This window comes from Nisaea nitritireducens (assembly GCF_014904795.1).
In the GTDB taxonomy this organism is placed as follows: domain Bacteria; phylum Pseudomonadota; class Alphaproteobacteria; order Thalassobaculales; family Thalassobaculaceae; genus Nisaea; species Nisaea nitritireducens.
Genome location: NZ_JACZFS010000014.1, coordinates 104,622 through 131,494, shown reverse-complemented (window position 1 = coordinate 131,494; position 26,873 = coordinate 104,622). Strand labels below are relative to the sequence as shown.

25 protein-coding genes are annotated in these 26,873 nt (G+C 60.1%); 15 read left to right on the top strand and 10 right to left on the bottom strand.

The features are described 5' to 3' along the window. The first annotated feature begins 280 nt into the window (after window positions 1-280). From IG629_RS05510 to IG629_RS05485, 6 genes are all read left to right on the top strand, one after another. Entirely contained in the window at window positions 281-1,531 is a 1,251-nt protein-coding gene (locus tag IG629_RS05510) for a Zn-dependent hydrolase (RefSeq protein ID WP_193170960.1), read from the top strand. Window positions 1,532-1,551: 20 nt separating this feature from the next. Then, window positions 1,552-3,006, top strand: a complete 1,455-nt coding sequence (gene hydA / locus IG629_RS05505) for a dihydropyrimidinase (protein ID WP_193170959.1) — start codon at window positions 1,552-1,554, stop codon at window positions 3,004-3,006. A gap of 75 nt (window positions 3,007-3,081) precedes the next feature. Further along, window positions 3,082-3,927 carry an ABC transporter ATP-binding protein gene (locus tag IG629_RS05500; protein WP_084608125.1) on the top strand — a complete coding sequence of 282 codons (846 nt, stop codon included), beginning with the start codon at window positions 3,082-3,084 and terminating at the stop codon, window positions 3,925-3,927. Next, window positions 3,914-4,798 carry an ABC transporter permease gene (locus IG629_RS05495; protein WP_028465257.1) on the top strand — a complete coding sequence of 295 codons (885 nt, stop codon included), beginning with the start codon at window positions 3,914-3,916 and terminating at the stop codon, window positions 4,796-4,798. Before IG629_RS05500 ends, IG629_RS05495 begins: the two co-directional genes overlap by 14 nt. Beyond that, window positions 4,795-5,904 carry an ABC transporter permease gene (locus IG629_RS05490; RefSeq protein WP_193170958.1) on the top strand — a complete coding sequence of 370 codons (1,110 nt, stop codon included), beginning with the start codon at window positions 4,795-4,797 and terminating at the stop codon, window positions 5,902-5,904. Before IG629_RS05495 ends, IG629_RS05490 begins: the two co-directional genes overlap by 4 nt. A gap of 41 nt (window positions 5,905-5,945) precedes the next feature. Next, window positions 5,946-6,941, top strand: a complete 996-nt coding sequence (locus IG629_RS05485) for an ABC transporter substrate-binding protein (protein WP_193170957.1) — start codon at window positions 5,946-5,948, stop codon at window positions 6,939-6,941. Between the two features lie 57 nt (window positions 6,942-6,998). On the opposite strand, the gene IG629_RS05480 is transcribed toward IG629_RS05485, so the two are convergent. From IG629_RS05480 to IG629_RS05460, 5 genes are all read right to left on the bottom strand, one after another. Then, complete coding sequence (locus IG629_RS05480; protein WP_193170956.1) at window positions 6,999-7,715, bottom strand: ABC transporter ATP-binding protein; 717 nt, start codon at window positions 7,713-7,715, stop codon at window positions 6,999-7,001. Then, entirely contained in the window at window positions 7,715-8,446 is a 732-nt protein-coding gene (locus IG629_RS05475) for an ABC transporter ATP-binding protein (protein ID WP_193170955.1), read from the bottom strand. Before IG629_RS05475 ends, IG629_RS05480 begins: the two co-directional genes overlap by 1 nt. Next, window positions 8,443-9,363 carry a branched-chain amino acid ABC transporter permease gene (locus IG629_RS05470; RefSeq protein WP_193170954.1) on the bottom strand — a complete coding sequence of 307 codons (921 nt, stop codon included), beginning with the start codon at window positions 9,361-9,363 and terminating at the stop codon, window positions 8,443-8,445. Before IG629_RS05470 ends, IG629_RS05475 begins: the two co-directional genes overlap by 4 nt. Continuing rightward, window positions 9,363-10,226 (bottom strand): branched-chain amino acid ABC transporter permease, encoded by an 864-nt coding sequence (locus IG629_RS05465; RefSeq protein WP_193170953.1) that lies wholly within the window; start codon window positions 10,224-10,226, stop codon window positions 9,363-9,365. The genes IG629_RS05470 and IG629_RS05465 overlap by 1 nt, the downstream gene beginning before the upstream one ends. A 75-nt stretch (window positions 10,227-10,301) precedes the next feature. Beyond that, on the bottom strand, window positions 10,302-11,504 hold the full coding sequence (locus tag IG629_RS05460) for an amino acid ABC transporter substrate-binding protein (RefSeq protein ID WP_193170952.1): 1,203 nt from the start codon (window positions 11,502-11,504) through the stop codon (window positions 10,302-10,304). A 185-nt stretch (window positions 11,505-11,689) separates the two neighbouring features. Here IG629_RS05460 and IG629_RS05455 point away from each other — a divergent pair, with 185 nt between their 5' ends. The 4 genes from IG629_RS05455 (at window position 11,690) to IG629_RS05440 (ending at window position 15,209) form a co-directional block, all read left to right on the top strand. Continuing rightward, window positions 11,690-12,397, top strand: coding sequence for a GntR family transcriptional regulator (locus IG629_RS05455; protein WP_193170951.1), 708 nt, complete (start codon window positions 11,690-11,692; stop codon window positions 12,395-12,397). Window positions 12,398-12,513: 116 nt separating this feature from the next. Then, window positions 12,514-13,338, top strand: coding sequence for an alpha/beta hydrolase family esterase (locus IG629_RS05450; RefSeq protein ID WP_193170950.1), 825 nt, complete (start codon window positions 12,514-12,516; stop codon window positions 13,336-13,338). 44 nt (window positions 13,339-13,382) lie between these two features. Then, a complete protein-coding gene (locus IG629_RS05445) occupies window positions 13,383-14,075 on the top strand; it encodes an alpha/beta fold hydrolase (RefSeq protein WP_193170949.1) in 693 nt (230 codons plus the stop codon). Window positions 14,076-14,378: 303 nt separating this feature from the next. After that, entirely contained in the window at window positions 14,379-15,209 is an 831-nt protein-coding gene (locus IG629_RS05440; protein ID WP_226886474.1) for a sulfotransferase domain-containing protein, read from the top strand. An 81-nt stretch (window positions 15,210-15,290) separates the two neighbouring features. Here the strand turns inward: IG629_RS05440 and IG629_RS05435 are convergent, their stop codons facing one another. Continuing rightward, window positions 15,291-16,742 (bottom strand): aldehyde dehydrogenase family protein, encoded by a 1,452-nt coding sequence (locus IG629_RS05435; RefSeq protein ID WP_193170947.1) that lies wholly within the window; start codon window positions 16,740-16,742, stop codon window positions 15,291-15,293. Window positions 16,743-17,182: 440 nt separating this feature from the next. On the opposite strand from IG629_RS05435, the gene IG629_RS05430 reads away from it, so the two are divergent. The 4 genes from IG629_RS05430 (at window position 17,183) to IG629_RS05415 (ending at window position 20,214) form a co-directional block, all read left to right on the top strand. Next, the gene (locus IG629_RS05430; protein ID WP_193170946.1) at window positions 17,183-18,019 is read left to right on the top strand and encodes a transporter substrate-binding domain-containing protein; all 837 of its coding nucleotides are present in this window, start codon (window positions 17,183-17,185) and stop codon (window positions 18,017-18,019) included. A 95-nt stretch (window positions 18,020-18,114) separates the two neighbouring features. Further along, window positions 18,115-18,849 (top strand): amino acid ABC transporter ATP-binding protein, encoded by a 735-nt coding sequence (locus IG629_RS05425; protein ID WP_226886473.1) that lies wholly within the window; start codon window positions 18,115-18,117, stop codon window positions 18,847-18,849. Continuing rightward, window positions 18,846-19,547, top strand: coding sequence for an amino acid ABC transporter permease (locus IG629_RS05420; RefSeq protein WP_193170945.1), 702 nt, complete (start codon window positions 18,846-18,848; stop codon window positions 19,545-19,547). The genes IG629_RS05425 and IG629_RS05420 overlap by 4 nt, the downstream gene beginning before the upstream one ends. A gap of 1 nt (window position 19,548) precedes the next feature. After that, window positions 19,549-20,214 carry an amino acid ABC transporter permease gene (locus tag IG629_RS05415; RefSeq protein WP_193170944.1) on the top strand — a complete coding sequence of 222 codons (666 nt, stop codon included), beginning with the start codon at window positions 19,549-19,551 and terminating at the stop codon, window positions 20,212-20,214. Between the two features lie 28 nt (window positions 20,215-20,242). Here the strand turns inward: IG629_RS05415 and IG629_RS05410 are convergent, their stop codons facing one another. Then, complete coding sequence (locus IG629_RS05410) at window positions 20,243-22,333, bottom strand: BTAD domain-containing putative transcriptional regulator (RefSeq protein WP_193170943.1); 2,091 nt, start codon at window positions 22,331-22,333, stop codon at window positions 20,243-20,245. Between the two features lie 243 nt (window positions 22,334-22,576). Here IG629_RS05410 and IG629_RS05405 point away from each other — a divergent pair, with 243 nt between their 5' ends. Continuing rightward, a complete protein-coding gene (locus IG629_RS05405; RefSeq protein WP_193170942.1) occupies window positions 22,577-23,455 on the top strand; it encodes a lysophospholipid acyltransferase family protein in 879 nt (292 codons plus the stop codon). Between the two features lie 13 nt (window positions 23,456-23,468). Here the strand turns inward: IG629_RS05405 and IG629_RS05400 are convergent, their stop codons facing one another. The 3 genes from IG629_RS05400 to IG629_RS05390 are packed head-to-tail and all read right to left on the bottom strand — an operon-like array spanning window position 23,469 to window position 26,811. After that, entirely contained in the window at window positions 23,469-24,683 is a 1,215-nt protein-coding gene (locus tag IG629_RS05400) for an ROK family transcriptional regulator (RefSeq protein WP_193170941.1), read from the bottom strand. Continuing rightward, the gene (locus tag IG629_RS05395) at window positions 24,680-25,474 is read right to left on the bottom strand and encodes an ATP-binding cassette domain-containing protein (RefSeq protein WP_193170940.1); all 795 of its coding nucleotides are present in this window, start codon (window positions 25,472-25,474) and stop codon (window positions 24,680-24,682) included. The genes IG629_RS05400 and IG629_RS05395 overlap by 4 nt, the downstream gene beginning before the upstream one ends. Window positions 25,475-25,479: 5 nt before the next feature. Next, window positions 25,480-26,811, bottom strand: a complete 1,332-nt coding sequence (locus tag IG629_RS05390; RefSeq protein WP_226886472.1) for a sugar ABC transporter permease — start codon at window positions 26,809-26,811, stop codon at window positions 25,480-25,482. Window positions 26,812-26,873 lie beyond the last annotated feature (62 nt).

Sequence of the window (26,873 nt, the reverse complement as noted above, 5' to 3'; positions counted from 1 at the left end):
GTGTGATTTTCAGGGACGGTCGAAAGGAAACATCAAAGCTGCGGGCACGGGGAGCGGCACTGGAATGTCTGCGTGTTTGCTGGGCAAGCGGCTCACCTGATTGCCTACACTTTAATCTTGATCAAATGGTCAACTTTGTCTTTGCTTATACCCCAGAAGGGCGTGAGCACAAATGCCCTCAAAAGTCGGCAATCGCCAAGTTCTTGTCCTTCACATGTGAACTTGCCGATGCCGATCAAATCGTCCCCGCCGAGGGACGGAGCGAACAGGAGAGTTTGGGATGACTGAACCGGCCAGCAATATCCGGATCAACGGGCAGCGGCTGTGGGACAGCCTTATGGACATGGCGAAGATCGGGCCCGGCCTGCGTGGCGGCAATAACCGCCAGACGCTGACCGATTCCGACAAGCAGGGCCGTGACCTGTTCACCAAGTGGTGTGAGCATCAGGGCCTGACCATGGGCGTCGACAGCATGGGCAACATGTTCGCCCGGCGCGAGGGCACGGACCCGGACGCGCTTCCGGTGATGCTCGGCAGCCATCTGGATACCCAGCCGACCGGTGGCAAGTATGACGGTGTTCTCGGCGTTCTCGGAGCGCTGGAGGTGATCCGCACGCTGAACGATCTCGGCATCAAGACGAAGCATCCGATCGAGATCGTGAACTGGACCAACGAGGAGGGCACGCGTTTCGCGCCCGCGATGGTGGCCTCCGGCGTTTTCGCCGGCATTCATACTCAGGATTGGGCCTATGACCGGACCGACGCGGACGGGCTGAGGCTTGGCGACGAGCTGGAGCGCATCGGCTACAAGGGCGATGAGCCGGTAGGCCAGCGCAAGATGCATGCTTTCTTCGAGCTGCATATCGAACAGGGCCCGATCCTTGAGGACGAGAATATCGATATCGGCGTGGTAACCCACGGCCAGGGCCTGAAATGGATCCAGATCACCCTGACCGGCAAGGAGAGCCACACCGGCTCCACGCCGATGCCGAAGCGCATCAATGCCGGGCTTGGCATGGCGCGCGTCACCGAACTTGTGAACGAGATCGCTCTTGAGCACGGCCCGAACGGCGTTGGCGCCATCGGCCATCTCGAGCTCTACCCGAATTCCCGGAACATCATCCCGGGGCGTACCGTTTTCACCGTCGATTTCCGGCACCCGGACAAGGCGTCTCTCGAACAGATGGACGCCAAGCTGCGGGCTGGCGCGGAGAAGATCGCGGCGGAAATCGGCCTCGGCATCGAGATCGAGCAGACCGGCGGATTCGACCCGGTCACCTTCGACGAGAATTGCGTCACTGCCGTGCGCAACGCGGCGGAGAGCCTTGGCTATACGCACCGGAACATCGTTTCCGGCGCCGGGCACGATGCCTGCTGGATCAACCGGGTCGCACCGACATCCATGATCATGTGCCCCTGTGTCGACGGCCTCAGCCATAACGAGGATGAAGAGATCAGCAAGGAATGGGCGACCGCAGGTGCGGATGTGCTGTTCCATGCCGTGGTCGAGACCGCGCAGATCGTCGAATAAAACCGGAGAGGAGCGAATTCATGTCCAAAGTCATCAAAGGCGGGACAGTCGTCACCGCCGATCACAGTTTTGAAGCGGACGTTCTGATCGAAGGCGGCGTGATCGCTGCCATCGGCAAGAACCTGAAGGCCGACGAAACCATCGATGCGACCGGCTGCTACATCATGCCGGGCGGAATCGATCCGCACACGCATATGGAAATGCCCTTCATGGGGACCTATTCGGCGGATGATTTCCACAGCGGGACCTCGGCGGCCGTCGCCGGCGGCACCACCATGGTGGTAGATTTCTGTCTGCCGGTGCCGGATCAGTCCCTGATGCAGGCATTGCAGAGCTGGGATCAGAAAAGCTCCAAGGCGGTGACCGACTATTCCTTCCACATGGCCATCACCTGGTGGTCGGAGCAGGTCTTCGACGAGATGCAGCAGGTGGTGAACCGCGGTATCAACACCTTCAAGCATTTCATGGCCTACAAGGGCGCCCTGATGATCGAGGACGACGAGATGTTCGCCTCCTTCCGGCGCTGCGCGGATATCGGCGGCATGCCGCTGGTCCATGCCGAGAACGGCGACGTGGTTGCTCACCTACAGGAGAAGTTGCTGGCCGAAGGTAATAACGGGCCGGAGGCGCATGCCTATTCCCGTCCGCCGGAAGTCGAGGGCGAGGCCGCCAACCGGGCCATCATGATCGCCGACATGGCGAACGTCCCGCTCTACATCGTGCATGTTTCCTGCGAGCAGGCGCATGAGGCAATCCGCCGGGCCCGGCAGAACGGCAAGCGCGTGTTCGGCGAGCCGCTGATCCAGCATCTGGTGCTGGACGAGAGCGAATATGCCAATGCCGACTGGGACCATGCCGCCCGCCGCGTTATGTCCCCGCCGTTCCGCGACAAGATGCACCAGGACGGCCTCTGGGCTGGTCTGGCTGCCGGCTCGCTGCAATGTGTGGCGACCGACCATTGTGCCTTCACCACGGACCAGAAGCGTATGGGGCTGGGCGATTTCACCAAGATCCCGAACGGCACCGGCGGGCTTGAAGACCGGCTGCCCGTGCTCTGGACGCGGGGTGTGAATACCGGCCGTCTGACCCCGAACGAGTTCGTCGCGGTGACATCAACAAACATCGCCAAGATTCTGAATTTGTTCCCGAAAAAAGGTGCTGTGATGGTTGGCGCGGATGCCGACCTGGTGGTCTGGGACCCGAAGGCGACGAAGACCATTTCCGCGGCGAAGCAGACCTCCGCCATCGACTACAATGTCTTTGAAGGCATCGATGTTATGGGGCTGCCGCGCTTCACGCTGAGCCGGGGCGATGTGGTGGCAATCGAAGGCAAGGTCGATGCCCCCGAAGGGCGTGGCAAGTTCGTCGGCCGCGATCCGTACCCGGCGACCAACAAGGCGCTTTCCAAGTGGAAGGAACTGACGGCGCCGCGCAAGGTCGTGCGGTCCGCGGCAAACATGCCGGCCGGCGTCTAGACCGGACCAGAAGATACCGGATAAAGCAGAAGCGGACCGCCGACTGGGATCGGACGGTCCGCCGATTTGGAGAATATGGTGACAGACATCCAGGCAACCGATGCCGCTTCAGGGGCGGGCGGCACGGCTGAAGACGATGCTTTCCGGGTTATCGAGGCGCGGGAGCTCTGCCTGACATTCGAGACCAATGATGGCCCGGTACACGCGCTGTCGAATGTGGACCTGACGGTCGACCGGGGGGAGTTCGTCTCCTTCATCGGTCCGTCCGGCTGCGGCAAGACGACTTTGCTTCGGGTCATTGCCGACCTTGAGAAGGCGACCGCCGGCACGATCTCCGTCAACGGAATGTCACCGGAAGAGGCGCGGCGGAAGCGTGCCTATGGCTACGTCTTTCAGGCAGCCGCGCTTTATCCTTGGCGGACGATTGCCGGCAATGTCGCGTTGCCGCTGGAGATCATGGGGCTGGACAAGGCGGAGCGGGCAGAGCGGATCGCCCGGAATCTGGAGCTCGTGAACCTGTCTGGCTTCGAGCGGAAATTCCCGTGGCAGCTCTCTGGCGGCATGCAGCAGCGGGCCTCCATCGCCCGCGCGCTTGCCGTAGAGCCTGACCTGCTGCTGATGGATGAGCCGTTCGGGGCGCTGGACGAGATTGTCCGCGATCATCTGAACGAGCAGCTCAACCAGCTTTGGGACCGGACCAACAAGACAGTCATTTTCGTGACGCACTCGATCCCCGAGGCGGTGTTCCTGTCGACCAAGATCGTCGTCATGTCGCCGCGTCCCGGCCGGGTGCATGACGTGATCGACTGTAATCTGCCGCGCGAGCGCACTCTGGACATCCGGGAGACGCCGGAGTTTCTGGAAATCGCCCACAGGGTCCGGGACGGGCTCAGGGCAGGGCACGCTTATGACGATGAATGATGTGCTGAAATCAAAGACCTTTGCGGTCGGAACGGTCGTGCTGGTGCTGATCGCGATCTGGTATTTCAGCGCGGTCATGCTGAATGCACCGTTCCAGCGCGAGCTGGACGAGCGGGCAAAGCTGAGCCCGACGACAGGACAATTCATCGAAGCGACACTGAACCAGAAACGGCCGGTCCTGCCGGCGCCGCATCAGGTCGCTGTTGAGATCTGGAACACCACTGTCGAGAAACGCATTACGTCCAAAAGAAGCCTTGTTTATCACGGCGGTATAACGCTTTCCTCGACCATGCTCGGCTTTGTCATGGGCACCGTTCTCGGCGTGACTTTGGCAGCGGCAATCATCCATGTGGAGAGCCTTGAGCGCAGCCTGATGCCCTGGATCATCACCTCCCAGACCATCCCGATCCTGGCGATTGCGCCGATGGTCATCGTGGTGCTGAACGCGGTAGGCATCTCCGGGTTGATCCCGAAGGCATTGATCTCGACTTATCTGTCCTTTTTCCCGGTCACGGTTGGTGTGGTGAAGGGCCTGCGCTCTCCCGACCCGATGCAGCTCGACCTGATGCGGACCTATAGCGCATCCTCCTTCCAGACCTTCTGGAAACTGCGTTGGCCGTCCTCGATCCCGTTCCTCTTCACCTCGATGAAAATCGCGATTGCCGCCAGTCTTGTTGGCGCCATTGTCGGTGAGTTGCCGACCGGAGCAGTTGCCGGACTGGGCGCGCGGCTGCTGGCCGGTTCCTACTATGGGCAGACGGTGCAGATCTGGTCCGCCTTGCTGAGTGCGGCTTTCCTTGCTGCGATGCTGGTCACCATCGTCGGTTTTGCCGATAAGGCTGTGCGGCGCCGGATGGGGATCATGCAATGAGCCGCTCCGTGCCATTGACCGTGCTGGCGGGCGGTATCGCCCTTCTGGCCGGGCTTGCGATCCAGATCATCTCCGCCGATGCGGTGTGGTCGCCGTCCTACGGCCTCGCTGCGGCGTTGCTGGCTAGCTCCTACCTCCTGGCGATAGTTTGGCGGCACGGAGCGGCAGCGGCATTTCTTTTGCTCGCTATTGTGCATCTCGCGGCTATTCCGCTGATCGGACATATCGGTCACGGCGAAGGAGAAATGGGGCCGGCCTACTGGGCCCTGCTGATTTCCGGCTGGCTGGCTGCCTGGACCAGCGTCACGCGGCTGACGGCCGCCGCCAGGTCAGTACCGCCATCGGCCAGACAGGCGATTAACCTGCTGATCCCGTTTGTTTTCGGGGTCTGGCTGATTCTGATCTGGGAGGCCGTTACACGAGGCGCCGGGATACCGCAGGTACTCTTGCCGGCACCGAGCGCGGTCTGGGCTAAGCTCATTGCGTCCTTGCCGATACTCTGGGCGGATTTCGTCCAAACCTTCATGAAGGCCGTGATCGCGGGCTACGTCCTCGGATGCGGAATCGGTTTCGGCACCGCCATCCTGGTCGACCGTTCGCCTTTCCTGAAGCGCGGGCTGATGCCTGTCGGCAATATGGTGAGTGCGCTGCCGATCATCGGCGTGGCGCCGATCATGGTGATGTGGTTTGGCTTCGACTGGCAGTCGAAAGCAGCGGTCGTCGTCATTATGACGTTCTTCCCGATGCTGGTGAACACGCTGGAAGGCCTCTCTGCCTCAAGCGCGATGCAACGGGACCTGATGCGCACCTACGCCGCCAGTTACAGCCAGACACTGCTTAAACTGCGTCTCGTCGAGGCTCTGCCTTTCATCTTTAACGCCCTCAAGATCAATTCGACTCTGGCGCTGATCGGCGCCATCGTGTCGGAGTTCTTCGGAACGCCGATCGTGGGTATGGGATTCCGCATATCAACCGAGGTCGGCCGTATGAATGTCGACATGGTCTGGGCGGAAATTGCGGTCGCGGCGCTTGCCGGTTCCGCTTTCTACGGGTCGCTCGTTCTAATCGAGCGCACCCTTACATTCTGGCACCCGTCAAACAGATAAGTCCGGGGTCAGGCAGGCTTCATCGAATGAGGAGAGTAACCATGCAAAAGATGCTGACAGGATTGCTCGCGGGGGCATTCAGTCTGGCCGCCGCCACGGCGATGGCTGAAGGCGATGACCATGTCACGCTTCAGCTCAAATGGGTGACCCAGGCCCAGTTCGCAGGCTATTACGTCGCCGCGGACAAAGGTTTCTACGAGGAAGAAGAGCTCGTTGTAGATATCAAACCGGGCGGTCCGGACATCGCGCCGCCGCAGGTGATCGCCGGGGGCGGAGCCGATGTGATCATCGACTGGATGCCTTCCGCTCTCGCCTCCCGCGAGAAGGGTGTGCCGCTGGTCAATATCGCCCAGCCGTTCAAGAGCTCCGGCATGATGCTGACCTGCCGCAAGGAAACCGGCATCAAGTCCCCGGCTGACTTCAAGGACAAGACCCTCGGCGTCTGGTTCTTCGGCAACGAATATCCGTTCCTGTCCTGGATGGCTCAGCTCGGCATCAAGACCGACGGCAGCGCCGGCGGCGTCACTGTGCTGAAGCAGGGCTTCAACGTTGACCCGCTGCTGCAGAAGCAGGCCGACTGCGTTTCCACCATGACCTACAACGAATATTGGCAGGTTATCGATGCCGGCATTCCGGCGGACGAGTTGGTGGTGTTCAAGTATCAGGACCAGGGCGTTGCTACGCTTGAGGACGGCCTCTATGTGCTTGAGAAAAACCTCAAGGATCCGGCATTCGTCTCCAAGATGGCGCGCTTCGTGAAAGCCTCGATGAAGGGTTGGAAATATGCGGCCGAGCATCCGGACGAAGCCGCCGACATCGTGCTTGAGAACGATGCTTCCGGCGCCCAGACCGAAATGCACCAGCGCCGCATGATGCGGGAAATCTCCAAGCTGACGGCAGGCTCCAACGGCACGCTCGACCCGGCCGACTACGAGCGGACCGTGAATACCCTGCTGAAAGGCGGCTCCAGCCCGGTCATCACCAAGCGGCCGGAAGATGCCTGGACCCACATGATCACGAACAAGGCGCTGAAGTAAGCTGCGCTTTAAAACCGATCCGGAAAAGGCGGCTTAAGGGCCGCCTTTTTCATGCGCTCAAATGCTGGTGGCGCCGAGATAGGCTTTCTGGACCGCCGGGTCGTTTGCCAGCTCCGCAGCGCTGCCGGCGCCGGTTATTTGCCCATTCTCGATCAGATAGCCACGGTTGGCGATTGCCAGGCTCTGACGGGCATTCTGTTCGACCAGCAGGATGCCCATGCCGGTATCGCGGATCTTCGCGAGATTGCGGAACAGTTCCTGACAGAGTATTGGCGACAATCCGAGCGAGGGTTCGTCCAGCAGCAGGATATCTGGGTTGGACATGATGGCCCGTCCGATGGCGACCATCTGCTGCTCGCCGCCGGACATGGTGCGGACGATCTGCGCCCTGCGGTCCTTGAGTTTCGGGAACAGCTCCAGGACTTTCGCAAGGTTGTCTTTCTCCGCAGCGCGCGCCCGTGCCGGATAGGCACCGAGCGTGAGGTTTTCACCGACGCTGAGCGCACCGAATATACCGCGCCCTTCGGGCACCAGTGCCAGGCCCGTCTCGACCACCCTGTCCGGTTTCTGACCGATGAGAGCCTTTGCATTGAGAGAGGCGACACCGCTGACCTTGCCGTCCGAGACCCCCGCGATGGCGCGCAGCAACGAGGATTTCCCCGCGCCGTTCGCCCCGAGAATGACGACGATCTCGCCCGGCTCGACAGTGATTGAAACACCGTGCAGTGCCTCGTGCAGCCCGTAGGAAACGCTGATGTCCCGCACTTCCAGCATCAGGAGTCTCCCAGATAGGCTGCGATGACATGCGGATCAGAGAGAACTTCCGCTGGTGTCCCTTCGGCGATCTTTTGCCCTGAATTCATCACGACGCAGCGGTCGCACAGGGACCGGATCGCGTCCATCACATGTTCAACGAGAATGATCGTCCGTCCTTCAGCCCGGAGAGAGGAGATCAGATCGATCCCGACCTGGAGTTCCGAGGGGTTGAGCCCCGCCAGCCATTCGTCCAGCAGCAGCACTTCCGGCTCGCCGGCAAGCGCGCGGGCAAGTTCCAGGCGCTTCTGGTCGATATAGGTGAGAGCGGATACCGGAACGGAGATCTTGTCCGCCAGACCGACCCGTTCAAGCAGATCCTTCGCGAAAGCGTCCGCCTCCTGTCCCCAGCGTTGCCTGTGGCCTAAAACCGCCCCGGCGACCGCGTTTTCAAGAACAGAAAGAGCCGGAAGAATGCGGACCAGCTGGAAGGTGCGGGAAATCCCGAACCGAGCTGTCTCGTGCGGACGAGCCGCCGTCAGATCATGGCCTTCGAGTAAAACCGATCCGGATGTTGCCCGGAGGGCGCCGGAAATCAGGTTGATCGTGGTGGATTTGCCGGAACCGTTGGGCCCGATCACCCCCATGACCTCATGCTCGCGAACATCGAACGAGAGATCGTTGACGGCAATCAGGCCGCCGAAGCGTTTCGTCAGTCCGCGCACTTCGAGAATGGTCTCGCCCGGTGTCATGGAACGCTCCGCTTTCTGAGTTTTCCGATCAGGCCGGTGACACCGTCGGGGATCAGATAGACGATGAGCAGGAAGGCGAGGCCGAGTACCATGGTCGTTGCGCTCGGGAAGGATGCGGAGACCACTTCCCAGAGCAGGGTGAAGGGGATGACCCCCAGGAGCGGGCCATAGAGGCGACGGGTACCGCCCAGCAGCGCCATGATGACGACGAGGAAACTCAGCTCCGGGGAAAACACAACATTCGGCTCGATATAGTAATAGCGCGGCGCGACAATGGCGCCGACGAGCGCGGCGAAGAACCCTGTCGTCATGAAAAGCAGGACCTTCGTGCGCGCCGTGTCGATCCCGACATGCCGCGCGACCTCCTCGTCATTGCCGAGAATGCGGAGCGCGAAGCCCATGCGTGAGCGGCCGAGACGCCAGCCGAACAGAAAGACCGCGAGGGTGACCACGAGGAGCATCCAGTAGATGTGGCGCTCCTCCAGCTCGGTCAGGACATAGAGCCCTTTGGAGCCGAGGAAATTGTTCTGCACCCAGCTCACGAGATTGCGGATCATCTCCGCCAGCCCGAGCGTGAAAATCACGAAATAGACGCCGGAAAGGCGCAGGGTGGCGATGCCGATCGCGCCGGCCAGCAGAGCGGCAACGAAGGGGGCAATCGCCATCATGCTCCAGAAAGAGGTGCCGAAATCGCTCATCCCCGTCGCGACCAGATATCCGCCGATGCCGTAGAAGGCACCTGTTGATAGCGCGATGTAATGTGTAGGCCCGGAGAACAGGGCCCAACTGGTGGAGAGCGCCGTGTACATCATGATGGTGACGGCGATGGAGAGCCAGTAACCGTCGGTCAGAAGGGGCAGGGCGGCTACTGCGAGGACAGCGAGCAGGACCGCTCCGCCGCGGAGGATATCCGGCATCAGGCGCTCCCCTGTCCGAAGAGGCCCTGCGGCCGGAAGAGCAGGACGGCGAGGAATATCGCATAGGCGGCAACCAGAGTGAGGCCCGGATCGATGATCGAGGCGACAGCGGTTTCGACGAGCCCGAGGATGAGCGCCGCGATGATCGCGCCCCTGATGTCGCCCACGCCACCCATGATGACGATGATCAGCGCTTTCATGGTGAAGATGACACCGGACGATGCATCGAGGGTCACGAAGGTCGAGATCAGGCAGCCGCCGAGCGCGGTGACCGCGCCGCCGAGGGCAAAGGCGAAGGCCGAGACCCGGTCGACATTGATCCCGACAAGCCCTGCGGCTTCCGGCGAGACGGCGACGGCGCGCACGGCCATGCCGGGGCGGGATCTGTTCAGCCAGAAATAGAGCGCGCCTCCGATGGCAGCGGCAATGAGCGCCGCCACCAGCCGGTTGGCGGCGACGGTCGTTCCAAGCAGGTGGACGGGCGTGGCAAGGAAGGAATAGGTGAAGTATTCGGCACGCAGGCTCACCATGACGCCCACAAGGAAGAAGCTGATGCCGAAGGTCGCGAGGATCGAATCTACTTCAAGCTGGCCGCGGGTTTTTGCCCGTCTGACCAGGGGACGCAGCAGCAGCCTGTACATTGCCCAGCTGCCGATGAAGGCCAGCGGGGCGACAATGACCAGTGTCAGGAGAGGGCTGAGGCCGAAGCTGACAAAGGCCCAGAAAGCTGCGAGGCCACCGAGGATCAGGATCTCGCCATTTGCGAGGTTCATGATCCGCGCGACCCCGTATTGCAGGTTCAGCCCCATGGCGACCAGCGCATAGGCCCCGCCGAGCAGCAATCCGGAGATCACAACGTCCATCTGGATTTCATTCCTGGAATAAGGGCCTGGAAAAAATGGGCCGGCCCGAGGCATCGAAAGCCGGCCCAGGGCAGGTTACTTCCAGCCTTTTTTCGCGACCGGTGCGACGCTGTCGCCCATGCCGGTATCGGCGACGGCGACAAACTGTCCGCCCCGCCACTGGCCAACCGACCAGTACCGTTCGGAGTTATTGTGCTTGTCGAACCTGATGGTGCCGATCACGGTCTCGAACGCATTGTTCTTGATATGCTCTGTCACAGCCGCACGGTCGACCTTGCCGACGCCTTCAATGGCCTGCTCCAGCACTTGCAGGGCGGAGTAGTAGGTGGCGGATGCCCAGTAGTCCGGAGCCTTGCCCGTCACGTCCTGATGCCGTTTGCGGTAGGCCTTCATGGCGTCGGTGTTCGGATTCACACCGCCGGCGCCGAGATTGCCTTCGATGGCGTTTCCGAACTTTCCGCCATATGCCGGGAACGCCGTGGCAACGGCTGTGTAGAACGCCTTCACGTCGAGATCCTCGATGATCGCCTGCTCGGTCAGCGCGAAGCTGTCAGGCGGATAGGACCAGGCAACGAAGGCATCCGGGGCAGCCGCTTTCGCGCCTTTCATCACCGGTGAAAGGTCCGGTGTGCCGAGCGGATAGGACTTGTCATAGACAATATTGAAGCCCGCTTCCTTGAACTTCTCCCGGGCCACGCCTGCGAGTTCGATGCCGAAGGCGTCGGCCACGTTGACCATGGCGATCTTGTCGCCGATCACACCCTTGCTTTGCAGGGTCTTCAGCGTGTTCGTGACCCCTTCGACAAACCCGCTCGTGGACCCGAGCGTGAAGAACATGTTCGGGAATTTAGCGGTCAGCTCATGGATTTCGTCGGTGATCGCCGTGACGGCGACCAGTGGATACTTGTAGCGCGCATAGATAGGCGCGGCGGCAATGTTGAAGCCGGTTCCGTAGGGCGCGATCATGAAATCGACTTCGTCCTGGGAGGCGAGGCGCTGGACTGCCTTGATATGCTCGGCCGGATTGGTCTTGTCGTCATATTGAACGATCTCGACCGGGCGGCGCTTGCCGTCCACCATCAAGCCGCCGCGTCCGTTCACCTCTTCGACCCAGAGCTGCACGTTCGGAAGATGGGTAACCGCCTCGCCACCCGCCAGCGGGCCTGAGAGATGCGCGACCATTCCGAATTTGATCGGTTCCTGGGCCTGTGGGGCCTCAGCAAACGCGAGACTCAACGCGACCGCAGCCGATGCGATCGCGAAATTGCGTCGATTCATGATTGTCCTCCCTTGGTTGCAGCTCTTTTTCGCGGCTGCTCCAAAATGAATCCATAATGCGGCGTTCAAGGCAAGGAAATGCTGATTCCAAGTTCGAATTGGAAATAAATCCAAAATTATGTATCCATTGTTGGTGTGATGAAGTGTTGCCGCGCCGTAACCGGAAGTGGCGGGAGGAGGTCCGGGTGAACCATTTGATGCGCCCTTCAGCCGATGAAGGCTCAGCGGACAAGCGCGTTCTGTCTGCGTTGCGCCGCATGGTCATCGACGGAACGTTGCCGGAAGGCACCAAGATTTCAGAAGTGATCGCGGCCGAGATGTTCGGCGTTTCCCGAACACCGGCACGGCTTGCGCTCCGGGCACTGGAGGTCGAAGGCCTTATTCGCAAACGGGAGGGGCGAGGGTTCACCGTCCAGGAGTTCAATCTCGGCGATATCAAGAAGGCCTACGAGGTACGCGGTGTCCTCGAAGGACTGTCCGCGGGAACGATGGCGAAAACCGGGATATCCGAGACGGCCGATGCCAGGCTGCAGGAAGCCGTCGATGCGATGGCAGCTGCTCTTGATGCGGATATGGATCCGGCGAGCAAGGCGCTGGACTACCAGGACGGCAATGTCGCCTTTCACGAAACCATCATGAAGGACTGCGGCAATCCTTATGTCGCGTTCACGTTCAGCCGGATGGAGACGCTGCCGATGATCAAATTGGGCACCGTCGTTTTCAGCCAGGATAATGCCGAGGAGGACCTGATGCGTCTGCGTCTCGGCAACATGCAGCACAAGCTGATTCTCAATGCGATCCGGACCCGTGATCCGCAGCGTGCCGAAGCGATGATGCGGGAGCATGCGAACCAGACACTGGTCTATACGGATCTCTTCACCGCGCCGCGCTGAAACACGGGAAGCCGGACCATCCGGTCGCGCGCCTGTGACCGGGTTTGTCCGCCATGAGGTCATCGGGCGGTATATGTCTCGGGGGAACACAATGTCTCCCGGCTCCGGAGTGCCGCATGATCCGGCTCATTTCAGCTCTCCTTCTTGCATTTGCCCTGATTGCCGGTTCTGGATCGCAGGGTGTGTTTGCCTCCTGTGGGGACGGGGAGCGCTGTGACGTGGCCGAAGGCTATTACCTCTCGTCGCCTCCGGCAGATTGGGACGGTTTTTCGCCCTTGCCGCTCGTGGTGTATTTCCACGGTTGGAACAGCTCACCGGAAGCGACCTTCCGGAACAAGGCAATGGTACGCGGTGTGAACCGGCGCGGAGCCCTGTTCGTGGCACCGTATGCACCGCACGGCTATTGGCGGCAGATCGGGGAAGGGCGTGCGGAGAATGGCCGTGACGAGCTCGCCTATACGGAGCGGGTCATGGCCGATATTCGGCGTCGTTGGCCTATCGACGGGACGCGGACCATGGCATCCGGTTTCTCGCGCGGTGCCTCAATGGTCTGGAACGTCGCCTGCTATGCCAAGGGTATGTTCCGCGCGTATGTGCCGATTGCGGGTGGGTTCTGGAATTCAAATCCCGAGGTCTGCCCGGGCGGCCCGGTCAACCTTCGCCACATTCATGGAACGGCGGACCGAGTCGTCGCCTATGACGCGATCGGCACCTACAACTCGATGCCGGTAACCGCCGGGATCGACGGCGTGGTCTCCCTCAATCGCTGTGCGCAGACTCCGTCCGGAGAAGAGATCGGGAAGCGCTATAAATGCAGGGTGTGGAGCGGATGTGCTTCCGGCAGGGAGGTTCAATTGTGCCTGCACGACGGCGGACACAGCATTCCGGCCGAGTGGGTTGGAGAAGGGCTCGACTGGATGTTTCGTCTCGCGGCGGAGTAATCTCGGCCTAGCCCGTTCTCTTCCGTTCATCCTCAAGGCTTTTCATGACCGATATCCTGTTTCTTCCCGGCTTCATGTGCGACCGGCATCTCTGGGACGATGCGAAAAGCGGCCTGGAGCAGCTCGGGACCCTGCATTTCGGGGATCTCACCCGTGATCGGACCTTTGAGGCAATGGCCGAACGGGTATTGGCCGGTGCACCGGATCGGTTTTCCCTGGTCGGCTTTTCCATGGGGGGATTTGTTGCCCGCGAGATTGCCCTGATGGCGCCGGAGCGGGTTGAGCGTCTGGCATTGCTCAACACAAGCGCGCGGGGTGACAGTCCAGAACAGGCAACCCGCAAGGCGGGCCTTGCCATAGCGGCGGAAGGTCGGGGATTTCGAGGTCTTTCGCGTCATTCCATCCTGTCCTCCCTTCACCCGGAACGGCAGGAAGACGAGGGACTTGTGGCAAAGATCCGCGAAATGGCCGACCGGATCGGCAAGGATGGATTCGTGAACCAGATCGGCGTGGTGCGTCGGGACGGGCATGACCTGCTCGCCCGGGTTTCCTGCCCGACGTTGGTCGTCTGGTCCCGCCAGGATGTACTGCGAAGTCTGGATGAGGCGCAGGAGCTTGTGGACGGCATTCCCGGCGCACGGCTCGAGATCGTCGAGGAGTGCGGTCACATGTTGCCGCTCGAGGCGCCGGAAGAGACGGTTCGGTTGTTGGCCGATTGGCTCGAACAAGAGGATTGAGTCGCTTCGTTGAGCGTCCGCTTATTCGGAATTGACGGGGATTGCAGTCCTTCGAAGGCGCAAATCAGTTGTGCCAGATTCGAAATTAAGAAGAGGCGGTGACGGTCAGGAGAGGTTTCTGACTTGTACTAAACCGGGCCGTTTGAGCACCGCTGTATGATCTGCGGACGCCCTTTAATTTAATACGATTGATGAATTTCCGTCCAATTGTCCAGTTTCGCAAATATGTGATCGCATGGACCTTGAAATTGCCATATTAAGGACAAAACTACACCGAGTAGTTTTGTCCTATCGGATTATGACATGTCCCGGATTATATGGCTTGCATCCTATCCCAAATCTGGGAACACGTGGATGCGTGCGCTTCTGGCAAACTACCTTATTGGACAGGAAGAGCCGTTCGCTATCGAGGATTTGCGTGCGTTTTCCCTGAGCGATGTGCGGCCGCGCTTCTACGCGGAAGTGCTCACCAAGCCCGTGCAAGAGATGACGGCAGAGGAGAGCGTAACAGTGCGCCCACAAGCACAGCAGCGGCTTGCCGCGGCGCGTGGGCACGATCATTTCGTCAAGACACACTCACGTTTCGGCATGCTGAACGGGACGCATCTCATCGATCGTTCTGTTTCGGCCGGTGCCGTTTACATCATAAGGAATCCGGCGGACATCGTGCCGTCCTATGCCAGCCATATGGGCGTGGCGACCGACGCGGCTATCGAAATCATGGCTGATCGCGATCATGCGACCGTCGAGGCCGATGTCCAGATCCTGACTCCGATCGGCCGCTGGGGAGATCATGCCGAAAGCTGGATCGACGGAAGCCATTCTCTACCGGTCTGCGTGGTGAGATACGAAGACCTCTACGCCGACCCGGAAAAGGCTTTCGGACAAGTCCTGAAGGTCCTTGGGTTACCGTTTGACCGGGAACGGCTGGCGCGATCAATCCGGCACTCATCTTTTGAAGAGCTCAGCCGGCAGGAAAAGGAGAAAGGTTTCTCCGAACGCCCGCCGCATATGCAGCGCTTTTTCCGCTCAGGCGGCAGCGGAGAAGGCCAACAGGCACTTAGCGAAGGACAACTTGCACGTCTCGTTAGAGATCATGGTCCGGTGATGAAGCGGTTCGGGTATCTGCCTTAGCGAACGATCGACCGGTTCTATACAGATAAAAAACCGGCCGCATCATCCCGATGCGGCCGCTCTTTTTGGATGTTTGGAAATCTACTCGGCAGCTTCTGCGGGCCAACCCGAAACAGCTTTCACTTCCAAAAATTCAATAAGACCGTACTCGCCGCCTTCGCGGCCGTTGCCGGACTGCTTGTAGCCGCCGAACGGGCTACCCGGCGCGCGGCCGGCACCGTTCATCTGGACCATGCCGGCACGGAGCTGACGGGCGAGGCGCTTGGCCCGTTCCGGGTCACCGGTCTGTACGTAGGAGGTCAGGCCGTATGGCGTGTCGTTGGCAATCCGGACCGCGTCGGCCTCGTCCTCGAAGGACATGATCGAGAGCACCGGGCCGAAGATTTCTTCCCGGGCAATGGTCATGTCTTCTTTTACGTCCGCAAACACGGTCGGCTTCACATAGTAGCCGCGGTTGAGGCCATCGGGACGGCCGAGACCGCCGGCAAGGAGGGTCGCGCCTTCTTTGATGCCGGATTCGATCAGGCCCTGGATCTTGTCGTACTGGGCCTGCGAGACCACCGGGCCGATCTGACGGCCTTCCTGGGTCGGATCGCCGACTTCCTGCGCCTCGGCCACGGACTTGGCGACTTCGACCGCTTCGCCATATACGGATTTTTCGACAATCATCCGGCTCGGCGCGTTGCAGCTCTGGCCGCTGTTGTTGAACATGTGCAGCACACCGCGTTTGACGGCTTTAGCAACGTCCGTATCGGCGAACACCAGATTCGGGCCCTTGCCGCCGAGTTCAAGCGACACGCGCTTGACCGTATCGGCCGAAGACTTGGTCACGGCAATGCCGGCGCGGGTCGAGCCGGTGAAGCTCATCATGTCGATGTCGGGATGCTTGCTCATCGCTTCACCGACGGTTGGGCCGTCGCCGTTGACGAGATTGAACACACCGGCGGGGAAGCCTGCCTGCTCCATGAACTCGGCGAAGAGCAAGGAAGACATCGGCGCAATTTCGGAGGGCTTCAGCACCACGGTGCAGCCAACGCCGACGGCCGGGATGACCTTCAGCGTCACCTGGTTCATCGGCCAGTTCCACGGCGTGATCAGACCGCAGACGCCGATCGGCTCGTGCATGATGTATTCGGTCTGGAACTTCTCGTTCAGCGGATGCTCGAAGGTGAAGGCCTTCAATGCCCGGATGAAGGCCTTGATATGGCCGAGACCGGCTGCAGCCTGCTGGCTGCTGGCAATGTTCTTCGGCGCGCCCATTTCGCTGGAGATTGCGGCGGCCATCTCCTCGATGCGCTCCTGATAGATCTCGGCCAGCTTCTCGACATAGCCGACGCGCACGTCGTGGGGCGTGGTGCTCCATGTCGTGAAGGCGCTCTTGGCTGCTGCGACGGCCTTATTCACATCGGCTTCGCTGCCGAGGGAAATCGTCGCGAAAGGGGTTTCGTTGGCCGGGTTGATGACCTCGAAGTCATTGGCGCTGGCCGGCGCTACCCATTTTCCGTCGATAAAGAAATCGGTCTTGCGTTCCATTTGATCCTCCCGCGGCGTGTCGTCGAGCCGCGCGCTCGCTCAGTGAATGTTGGCCCGTCTCAGGACAGGACGGCTCAATAGCCGCATTTGGGTAGAGGGCAGGGCCGGTACAAGGAGCCTCGCCGGAACAAGGCATGGTTCCCATTAGCCCATGAAATTGTTCGGTGCAACATGCGGAAACGGCACCAGACCAATTGAACCATTATGGATTCACCGGTGTGGCTTTCGTTCAAAGAATCATATTGTTGCACTGCAAAATCTCGGTCTAGACTTCCTGATCAATCGTTTGGAGCTTCTGTTCTCTGAACACTTCGCTACTGCGAGATGGGTTCGCGTCCTGCGGGTCTGTTCGTGGAGCTCAGCCGAAATAGCGCCTGCGGGGATGGGCGCTATTGAAAACAAAGCGGCGGGCAGGCGACTCAAAAACAAGGAGGCTGATTATGAATTTCATGAAAATTGCTACCATCGGTGCGGTTGCCGCTATGGCATTTACCGGAGCCGTGGAAGCGAAGACCTACAAGGTCGGGCTGGACGGAACTTTCGCCCCGCACGCCATGCCGAAACTCTCTGGCGGCGTAGAAGGCTTCAATGTCGATTTCGCCAATGAACTGGGGAAGCGCTTGGGTGCCGAGATGGACATCACCGCGGCGCAATGGTCCGGACTGTTGCCGGGCATGCAGGCCGGCACCTATGATTTTCTGGTGGCGCCGACCACGCTGACCGAAGAGCGCTCCAAGAGCATGCTGTTCAGCGAAGGATATCTGAACACGGACTTCCAGTTCGTCGTGAAGAAGGGCGCGGAAGAGATCACCGATCTCAAGCAGTTCAAAGGCAAGGTCATCGCAGTCAACAAAGGCGCGGTCTACGACCGCTGGGCGCGGGAGCTTGAGAGCGAAGTTGGCTGGAAAGTCGAATCCTACGGTACCAACACGGACGCGATCCAGGCGGTGATTTCCGGCCGTGCCTTTGCAAATGTCGCCGGCAACACGGCGTCGGCCTGGGCGGTGAAGAAGAACCCGATGATCGCTTTGTCTTATCTGCACTCCACCGGCAAGGTGTTCTCCGTACCGTTCCCGAAAGCCAGTGGAGAGCTTCGGAACATGGTTGATGCCGCCATCGAATGCATGAAGCTCGACGGCACCATGACGAAGCTGAGCGAGAAATGGTTCGGTGTGACACCGGCGGCGGGTTCCGCGGCGATCACCGTTCAGCCGGGATATGGTGAGCCTGGTTTCGAAGGCTACGATCCGACGGAACATACCCCGTCCTGTAGCTGATTGGCCTGTAGCTAATCGACCTACCTCTCGAATGGCGGCGGCGTTTCATGACTCGCCGCCATTCCTCCCTGCAGCGTTAAAGAAAGCCCCAAGCCATGGCAGCCATCCTTGAGGCCCGCGGCCTCTGGAAGTCATTTGGCGATTTCGACGCTTTGAAAGGCGTTGATTTCACCCTGAATGCCGGAGAGCTCGTTTTCGTTATCGGACCGTCCGGGTCCGGCAAGAGCACCATGCTCAGATGCTTCAACCGGCTTGAGGAGCCGACAGACGGTTCCGTCATGTTCGAAGGCGTGGATCTGATGAACCGTTCCGTCGACATCAACCTGATGCGGCGGCGCCTCGGCATGGTGTTTCAGCAGTTCAATCTCTATCCGCATCTGACGGCGCGGGACAATGTCACGCTGGCGCTGCGCAAGGTGCTCGGCAAGTCCCGGGCCGAAGCGAACGAAATCGCCGAGGCCATGCTGGACAGGGTCGGTCTGGGCGACAAGGCCGACTCTCATCCGGGCGCGCTGTCAGGTGGTCAGCAACAACGGGTGGCCATCGCCCGTGCTTTGGCGCTTGAGCCCTCCGTCATGTTGTTCGACGAGCCCACGAGTGCGCTCGACCCCGAATTGGTCGGCAGTGTGTTGCAGGTCATGCAACAGCTTCGTGAAGCGGGTATGACGATGGTCGTCGTCAGTCACGAGATGCGTTTTGCCCGCGCGGCCGCCGACCGTGTGATCTTCATGGCCGATGGGGAAATTCTGGAAGAAGGGACACCGGACAAGATCTTTGGTGCCCCTGAACACGCCCGAACCCGTGAATTCATGCAAGAGATCGGTCAATGAGTACGGCGCCGGAAGCGGGCACTTGGGCCCACTTTATTGAAACCTTTTTCCGGCCTGACCTGATCGATCAGTATGCCGGCGCTATCGGGAAGGGCGTGATCGTCACCTGCGAGATAGCGGTGCTTGTGGTGATATGCGGGCTCGCGCTCGGCATGTTGCTGGCGATTGTACGGGCATACCGGATAAGAGCGCTCTCCCTGATCATCGTGGGGCTGGTCGACCTGCTGCGGTCGCTGCCACCGCTCGTCATCATTCTGCTGCTCTATTTCGGCTTGCCGACGGTCGGTCTGACACTCTCCGGCTTCTTTGTCCTCTGGCTCGTGCTCACGCTGGTGCTCGCGGCCTTTGCCGAAGAGATCTTCTGGGCCGGAATCCTCTCTGTCCGCAAGGGACAATGGGAAGCTGCCCGGTCGACCGGGCTCGGGTTCAATCAGTGCCTGATCTATGTGGTGGTACCCCAGGCCATTCGCATGACGGTCGCACCACTCACCAATCGGACGATTGCCATCACCAAGAATACGGCGCTCGGCACCGTGATAGGGGTCGGCGAGATCCTGAACGAGGCATCGACGGCGCAATCCTTCTCCGGCAGCGCGACCCCGCTGATGATGGGGGCGATTGCCTATATTCTGCTTTTCATTCCGGTCGTCATTGTCGGCCGCTGGATTGAGACACGGTTCCAGTGGAGGCGTGCCTGACATGGAAATGCTGATCTACAATTTCTTCAATTTCGAGATCATGGCAGAAGCTTTTCCGTTGTTGCTGCGCGGCGCTGGCCAGACGCTTTTGCTCTGTGCGGCGGTGATACCGCTCGGTTTGCTTGGGGGACTGATCGTCGCCCTTGCTGCCCGCACCCGAAGACGCGTGCTGCGATATGCCGTCATCGCGTTCATCGATCTGTTTCGCGCGGTTCCGCCGCTCGTGCTGCTGATCTTTGTCTATGCGGGGCTACCCTTCGCCGGCTTGGATATCTCGCCTTTTGCGGCAGTGTGCATTGCCTTCCTGCTGAATAACTCAGCCTATTTCGCGGAGATCTTCCGCGCGGGTATCGAGAGCATTGGAGCCGGGCAAACGGAGGCGGCGCGGTCAACCGGGCTGGGTCGGCTGCAGACCATGGCTTACGTGGTGTTGCCGCAGGCAACCCGTAACGTGCTTCCGGATCTGCTCAGCAACAGCATCGAGGTTGTGAAACTGACATCGATTGCCAGTGTCGTATCGTTTCAGGAGTTGTTGTATTCAGCCGATATGGCACGGTCCCTGACCTACAATTCCTCCCCGCTCGTTATGGCGGCTGCGATGTATCTGGTACTCCTTTGGCCCGTGGTCCGCATCCTCAGCCGGATGGAGCATCGGGTCGGCCAATAAGACCTGGGGTTATTCCTGGAGCGTTTTCTCAGCGGGTCGTGAGGCCGGCGCGTTCCAGGGAGTGTTTCATATGGAAATAGTCTGCCGGATTGCGAAAGGGCTGAACCGAGAGGAACCAGCGGGAAATATCGCCGGGTAGAGGGGGCATCTCGCCGGTCCAGTTCTCACGAGCCGTGGCGAGGAACTTCCGGGCTTCGCGCTCAGCTGAGCGGTCGTTCCCGAGTTGGGCAAAGGCCACCGCTGACCAGGCCTGTGGGTAGAATGCGCCTTCGTTCGCTTTCGCCGCTGCCCAGAGCGTTCCCGGATAATCCCGGCAAATGAAACGGCAGGCGGCTTCAATGGACCAGTGCAGAGACTGGTAGTCGAAGTCGGCTTCCTGCAGGTGATCCAGCCGCCGCAAAGCCTCTTCGGATTCTCCGCAATAGGCCAGACCCAGGGCGGAGGAGACGGCGACTCCGATGTCGTTTTCATTCAGGGTTTCGGCGATACCGAAGCAGAGCGCGGCCCGTTCGAATTCCCCGACCAGAATGTGAGCCCAGCCGGAGGCTTGGTAGCCTTTTGTGTCCCTTGGACCGAGCTCTATCGAGCGTTTTGCATGCTCGATGGCCGAAAGTGAAAGGCCGGGTTCGTCCCGGAACCCCGGATATACGAACCGCTTGAGGCTGGCGCAGAATGAAAGGCTGGAATGGCCTGGCGCGAAGTCGGGCTGGTCCTTACGCACTGATGTGAAGATTTCCTCGGCCTCGGCCCATCCGGTCGGGGTCCAGAGATGAAGCAGTCGGCGGCCTTGCATCCATCTGTCGTAGACGGGGGGAGACTGGCTCGGCTCTTCGCGTTTGGCGGACTGCCGGTTGCTCGCGACATGGGTATTGATTGCTATGGCGAGCTTCTGCACGAGCTGCCGGAGCGTTCGCGGCCAGGTATCCAGACTTGCCGGGTTCTCTTCGCTCCAGAGGATGGTGTCATTGCTGGAGTCACGAACCGAAACCACGACATAGAGGATCGTGTCTTTAACGTATGTATCGCCCGAAATCCTGAAGACCGGGTTAGACGGAAGCATGATTCGCTGGCGCTCGGCGCGTTCGCCATCGACCACCAGCCATTCCCTGAATTTGAGCAGGCTGGACATGAATTGATGACGGAAAGCGCGGGCCATGAATTTCAGCGGGTCTGGCACGCCCGCGTAACTGAATGATTCGACAACCAGACGGGGAGTTCCGGACGGGTCGGGCCTCGAAGATCCGGCATCCGGTTTTGCATCAGCCTCGTCAGCGCCGCTCTTGATCAGGGCGACGAGCGCCTTGGTCTCTTCGGACGGCTCCATGTCATAGTCGTTTTCAAGCAGCGACCAGAGGCGATTATAGCGCTTCAGGGCGGAGCCGATATCTCCAGCGCGGACATGCTGCAGCATCAGCTCCCGGCATGCGCCTTCATGGGTTGGGTCGAGGTTGGAGAGGGCAAGGGCAGCATTCTTGGTCGCGTGAGCTGCATCGCGGCCTGCACTGCCGGAGGGTTGGGCCAGGCGGACCTCCAGGTTGGCAACCAGACGATCATTCAGGTTTTGCCTTTGCGTCAGCACCCAGGAGTTAAAAGCCTCATCCAGGTCGTCGAAGCCGAGCAACAGCGAGGCCGATATGTCGGAGCGTTGCAGCAAGATGGGGTGTATGGGCGCATCGGCGTCAATTTCCAGAACAGCCCAAAGGTCGGTTTCGAACATCCTTTTATTGAGACGGACCTCGGTCCGCGTCGCGTCAATTCCAACGATGCCGACGGCATCGAAATACTGGTTGAGTCGCCGCAGTGCCTGTCTCAGAGATGCACGCGCAAGGTCTTCTGTCGCCCCACTCCAGAGGAGGCCTGCAATGCTCTCTCTGGTCGCTTTTTGTGACGGCAGCAGCATGAGATAGGCGAGAATTGCCTGTGCCTTTCGGCTGGGCAAACCGACTGTTCCGTTAGGTGCCTCGATCAGAAAACCGCCGAGAAGGCTGACTTTGATCAGAGCTGACGGCGGGCCTGCTGTCGGAGTGGCCGATGCACTGCCGATTGGCGTGGAATGTTCCGTTAAATGGGAGGGAGCGTCGACCATGTTTCCCAAGAGTGCATCATCTGGTTCAATCATCCAGGACAGTGCTTCTGACCCGCTACCCGGCGCATAAAGCGGCATCATGAATTCTGCATGATCATCATGAAAACAATGCCAAATCAGGGGCGCCGGCGCCAGTTAATCATAAATAAAACTGCCGGTATGCCTGCTCATCCGGTTCCTGAAAGAACATGACTGAAAGACTGCAATTAATCGGTCATCAAGTTGTCATTCCTGGCCGCTAGCCTCCATCTTTTGAGCAAAAGGCGCGGTGTAAAAATGGTCGGAAAATCTGGGGTAAACTGGATCCGGCAGGAGTTCGAAAAACGGACGCCGGTCGTTTCGTACTGTAATCCAGACGACTCTTTGACCCGGCAGGTGCTCATCCGTTTCGTCGAGTTGCTGAGCGGGCAGCCGCGTCTGCAACGGATGTATGACGACTATTGCCGGAAACATCACGACACCGATAATTTCTGGCACTCTGCCGTCGAGTATCTGAGGCTATCCGTCAATTTCGAGCGGAGCCGCCTTAATGCGATCCCGGCTGAAGGTCCTCTGATCGTGGTTGCGAACCACCCGTTTGGAGTGCTTGACGGAATTGCTGTCGGGCATATCACGTCGCTCGTCCGCAAGGACTTCAAGCTGCTCGCGCATGCAGCCCTTGGGCGGGCAGAGCCGTTGCGGCCCTATCTGATTCCGATCGAGTTCGACGGGGCCTCCAGTGCTGTCCGCAGCAATGTCGAATCGAAGCGCAAGGCTCTGACGCATCTGAATGACGGCGGCGCGCTGGTGATTTTTCCGGCGGGCCGGGTGTCGACGTCGGAGAATTTATTCGGCAGGGCGACCGACGCTCCCTGGAAGCTTTTTGCGGGTAAGCTCATCGCCCAGACGGATGCGACCGTCGTTCCTATCTTCTTCGAGGGGCAGAATCGGTTCCTGTTTCATCTGGTCAGCCGGTTCAGCGAGGCTTTGCGCGAAGCGCTTTTGATGAACGAGGTGGCCCGCCGGATTGGCGACAATGTGCAGGCCCATATCGGCACACCGGTCCGGTCATCGGAGCTTTCCATCGGGAACGACCGGCAGGCATTGCTCGATCAGTTGCGCGATATGGTCTACGGGCTCGACCCCGTACGTCTGAAAGCGCTCGCGTCCGCCTGATCTGCGGCTGCTCTCAGATAAGGGTTTCTTCCAGCACCAGCGCGGCGGCGCCATGCGCCCAGACTTCGTCACCGCCGGGATCGACCCGAAGGTCGACCTTGGTCTGGGCTCCGAGCAAGGTGTTCGTCTCCATCGCGCCGGTGAGTGCCGAGAAAAACGCCTTTGCGGACCGGGATCGGGCGCCCGAAAGCACAACAACCGGAGGGTCCAGAACGTCGACGAGATTGGCGATGCCGGTGCCGAGCATGGTTCCCGCGCGTTTGAAGATCGACGTCACTGCTGGCGAGCCTTCATCGGACAGCTTGATGAGATGCTCCATCCGGTCCTGCAAGGCGAACGGATCGTCGATGTCGGTTGTTGACCCCAAGACGTTCGCTTCACGTGCTATGGCGTAGTCTGAGGCATAGGCTTCGACACACCCGCGCTGGCCGCAGCGGCATAGGGCGCCGCCAACGACGATCTTCGTGTGTCCGAACTCAGCCCCGAAGCCGCGGGCACCGCGATAGAGCTTTTCGTCGACAACCAGCCCCATGCCGATGCCGTGCTCGACTGTGACGACGAGGAAGGTCGGGAATTGCCGCCCGACCCCGAACCATTTCTCGGCGAGGGCCGTCATATTGGCGTCATTGTCGATAAAGGTTCGAAATCCGGTTTTCTGCTCGACGATCTCGCGGAACGGAACGTCTGGTCGAGAGAAGACCGGCGCCCATCTGACAATTCCGGATGGATATTCCACATATCCAGGAACGCCAATTCCGACACCAAGAACCAGCTCCGGATCGATCCCTGCATCGCCGATCACTTCTTGTATCTGGGTCATGCAGACCTCGGCGATGCGTTCCGGCGAGTCGCGGTTTGCGCGCATGGGAACGATCTTTGCCCCCAGAATTTCTCCCGAGAGGTTCGTCAGAGAGATGGAGGCCTGGTGCATCGATATCTTGATGCCGATGGCGAAGCCGGCTTCCGGGTTCAACTCCAGTCGTGTGCGGGGGCGGCCGCGTGACGACCCGTTTCTGTCCGTCGAGCTTATTTCCTCGCGGATCACACCATCCTCGATCAATTCCGAGGTGATAACCGTGACCGTCGCGGGGCTGATGCCGACATGCTTTGCAATCTCGATCCGCGCCGCGGCCTGGTGCCGCCGGAGGCAGTCGACAATTGCTTTTCTGTTCTGCGCCCGGACCGGGTCGGATATGTGCCGTCCAAGTCGGCGGTAATGCTGGTTCATTGCGCGGGGGACTTGCCCGCTTCGGAGCCATCTTCCAGGTGATCCGGCATTTTCCCGAGAATGATCATGCCGAGTACATCTTCCTTTGAAACTTCTTCGGTGCGGACAGTTCCAACCAGGCGCCCATTCTTCATGACTGTCAGCCGATCGGAAAGATCGAACACGTCATGAATGTCATGGCTGATCAGGAAGATACCGATACCCTCGGCCTTTAGCTGTTTGATTAACTCGGAGACCATGGCTGTTTCCTGAACCCCGAGAGCCGCGGTCGGCTCGTCCATGATCAGGACCTTGGCGTCGAAATAGACCGCGCGGGCGATGGCCACGGATTGGCGTTGGCCACCGGATAAAGCCTTTACGGGGGCTGCGAACTTGCGGAAATTCGGGTTGAGGCGGCCCATTATCTTGCGGGTCTCGTCCTCCATCCTGACGTCGTCCAGCATCCCGGAAGGCGTCAGGATTTCCCGCCCGAGGAAGAGATTGGCGGCGGCATCCAGGTTATCGGCGAGGGCGAGCGTCTGGTAGATTGTCTCGATATTGTAGGCTCTTGCATCCCGTGCGTTGCGGATGACGGCCTTCTGGTCGTTGATCCGAATGTCACCGGAGTCCGAATGGCAGGCACCGGATAGCACCTTGATCAGGGTCGATTTTCCTGCCCCGTTATGCCCAAGGAGGCCGACGACCTCGCCCGGATAGAGATCGCAGGACACGCCATCGACGGCCTTGATGCCGCCGAAGGAGACATGAATATCGCTGAGCGCGACGAGGGGATGAGCGGTATCTGTGGGCATGGCGTTCACTCCCCGATCCGGCGGCGGTAGACCTGATCGACCCAGACCGCGAGAATAAGCACAAAGCCGATGACAATGGATTGCAGCGACGTGTTGGTGCCGATCAGGGCCATCCCGCTTTGCAGGCTTTGCATGACGAGCGCACCGAGGATTGCGCCATAGATCGTTCCGATGCCCCCGGCGAGGGAGGTTCCGCCGATCACGGCGGCGGCAATGACGCGCAGCTCGTCGAGGGTGCCGAGATCATTGGCTGCCGATTGCAGCCGTGCTGAAGCGATGACTGCCGAGATGGCGCACAACCCGCCCATCAATGTGAAAATGTAGAGGGTCATCCGCCGGGTATCGATGCCGGAGAGTTCTGCCGCCTGCGGGTTGCCGCCGATGGCAAAAACATAGCGTCCGAACTTCGTGCGCCGGGCGACGATTGTCATTGCGATGGCGACCAGGGCAACGATGACAACCGGGATGGCGATCCCGTGCATCAGCTCCAGCCCGCCTTCGGGAATAGCCCAACCCTTGGCTTCAGCCAGCCTCTTGGCGGCGCGGGGAGGCACCGGATAGGCATTCATTGCGGCGACGAACCCGAAGACGGCCAAAGTCAGCACGCCGATATTCAGCCAGTCTGCCCAGAGCGGCTTCAGCGGGAAATCGAAGAGTTGACGCCTGCGACGTCCCCTCAGGATTCCATAGATTACCAGCGCGGCCATGATGGCCCCGAATATCCAGCTGGCCATCTCGCCCATGGTACCGGCGACGCCGCCGCCGAACAGGATGAAGGTCGAGTCCAGCGGGGCCACTGTGCGCCCGGTCGTGACCCACCAAGCGGCGCCGCGCCAGATCAGGAGGCCGCCGAGTGTGACGATGAACGCGGGCACGGCAAGGTATCCGATCACCCAGCCTTGAAGGCAGCCGATCAGAATCCCGAGGCAGAGCCCGACAAGGATCGTGATAATCCAGTTTGCTGGATGGTTGAAGCCAAGGAGATCAGGCAAGATTTCCGCCTGGACGACCCCCATGACCATGGCGATGACGCCGAGGACCGAGCCGACGGAGAGGTCGATATGGCGTGTCACGATAACGAACACCATGCCGGTCGCCATGACCGCGACCGACGCTGTCTGGACGGAGAGGTTGAAGAGATTGCGCGGGGTAATGAAGCGCCCGCCGGTCAGCAGATCCAGCACAACCCAGATGAGCAGGAGAGCTCCGACCATGCCGAGCAGGCGTAGATCGAGCTCCATGGTGCGCACCATGCCGGTGATGCCGCTCCTGGTTTCGGCGGATGTCGGCGTCTCAGGTTGTTCGATGTCAGAGAGTGATTGAACGCGGTCGCTCATCCAGCCCATCCAATTTGCAGAGAAGAAAAGACCGGCACCGGGTGGTGCCGGTCAGTGGACAG

Excerpts from the sequence above, each read along its gene's own strand:
- IG629_RS05510 (WP_193170960.1), top strand. The coding sequence starts at position 281 with ATGACTGAACCGGCCAGCAATATCCGGATCAACGGGCAGCGGCTGTGG.
- hydA (WP_193170959.1), top strand. The coding sequence starts at position 1,552 with ATGTCCAAAGTCATCAAAGGCGGGACAGTCGTCACCGCCGATCACAGT.
- IG629_RS05500 (WP_084608125.1), top strand. The coding sequence starts at position 3,082 with ATGGTGACAGACATCCAGGCAACCGATGCCGCTTCAGGGGCGGGCGGC.
- IG629_RS05495 (WP_028465257.1), top strand. The coding sequence starts at position 3,914 with ATGACGATGAATGATGTGCTGAAATCAAAGACCTTTGCGGTCGGAACG.
- IG629_RS05490 (WP_193170958.1), top strand. The coding sequence starts at position 4,795 with ATGAGCCGCTCCGTGCCATTGACCGTGCTGGCGGGCGGTATCGCCCTT.
- IG629_RS05485 (WP_193170957.1), top strand. The coding sequence starts at position 5,946 with ATGCAAAAGATGCTGACAGGATTGCTCGCGGGGGCATTCAGTCTGGCC.
- IG629_RS05480 (WP_193170956.1), bottom strand. The coding sequence starts at position 7,715 with ATGCTGGAAGTGCGGGACATCAGCGTTTCCTACGGGCTGCACGAGGCA.
- IG629_RS05475 (WP_193170955.1), bottom strand. The coding sequence starts at position 8,446 with ATGACACCGGGCGAGACCATTCTCGAAGTGCGCGGACTGACGAAACGC.
- IG629_RS05470 (WP_193170954.1), bottom strand. The coding sequence starts at position 9,363 with ATGCCGGATATCCTCCGCGGCGGAGCGGTCCTGCTCGCTGTCCTCGCA.
- IG629_RS05465 (WP_193170953.1), bottom strand. The coding sequence starts at position 10,226 with ATGGACGTTGTGATCTCCGGATTGCTGCTCGGCGGGGCCTATGCGCTG.
- IG629_RS05460 (WP_193170952.1), bottom strand. The coding sequence starts at position 11,504 with ATGAATCGACGCAATTTCGCGATCGCATCGGCTGCGGTCGCGTTGAGT.
- IG629_RS05450 (WP_193170950.1), top strand. The coding sequence starts at position 12,514 with ATGATCCGGCTCATTTCAGCTCTCCTTCTTGCATTTGCCCTGATTGCC.
- IG629_RS05445 (WP_193170949.1), top strand. The coding sequence starts at position 13,383 with ATGACCGATATCCTGTTTCTTCCCGGCTTCATGTGCGACCGGCATCTC.
- IG629_RS05440 (WP_226886474.1), top strand. The coding sequence starts at position 14,379 with ATGTCCCGGATTATATGGCTTGCATCCTATCCCAAATCTGGGAACACG.
- IG629_RS05435 (WP_193170947.1), bottom strand. The coding sequence starts at position 16,742 with ATGGAACGCAAGACCGATTTCTTTATCGACGGAAAATGGGTAGCGCCG.
- IG629_RS05430 (WP_193170946.1), top strand. The coding sequence starts at position 17,183 with ATGAATTTCATGAAAATTGCTACCATCGGTGCGGTTGCCGCTATGGCA.
- IG629_RS05425 (WP_226886473.1), top strand. The coding sequence starts at position 18,115 with ATGGCAGCCATCCTTGAGGCCCGCGGCCTCTGGAAGTCATTTGGCGAT.
- IG629_RS05420 (WP_193170945.1), top strand. The coding sequence starts at position 18,846 with ATGAGTACGGCGCCGGAAGCGGGCACTTGGGCCCACTTTATTGAAACC.
- IG629_RS05415 (WP_193170944.1), top strand. The coding sequence starts at position 19,549 with ATGGAAATGCTGATCTACAATTTCTTCAATTTCGAGATCATGGCAGAA.
- IG629_RS05410 (WP_193170943.1), bottom strand. The coding sequence starts at position 22,333 with ATGATTGAACCAGATGATGCACTCTTGGGAAACATGGTCGACGCTCCC.
- IG629_RS05405 (WP_193170942.1), top strand. The coding sequence starts at position 22,577 with ATGGTCGGAAAATCTGGGGTAAACTGGATCCGGCAGGAGTTCGAAAAA.
- IG629_RS05400 (WP_193170941.1), bottom strand. The coding sequence starts at position 24,683 with ATGAACCAGCATTACCGCCGACTTGGACGGCACATATCCGACCCGGTC.
- IG629_RS05395 (WP_193170940.1), bottom strand. The coding sequence starts at position 25,474 with ATGCCCACAGATACCGCTCATCCCCTCGTCGCGCTCAGCGATATTCAT.
- IG629_RS05390 (WP_226886472.1), bottom strand. The coding sequence starts at position 26,811 with ATGAGCGACCGCGTTCAATCACTCTCTGACATCGAACAACCTGAGACG.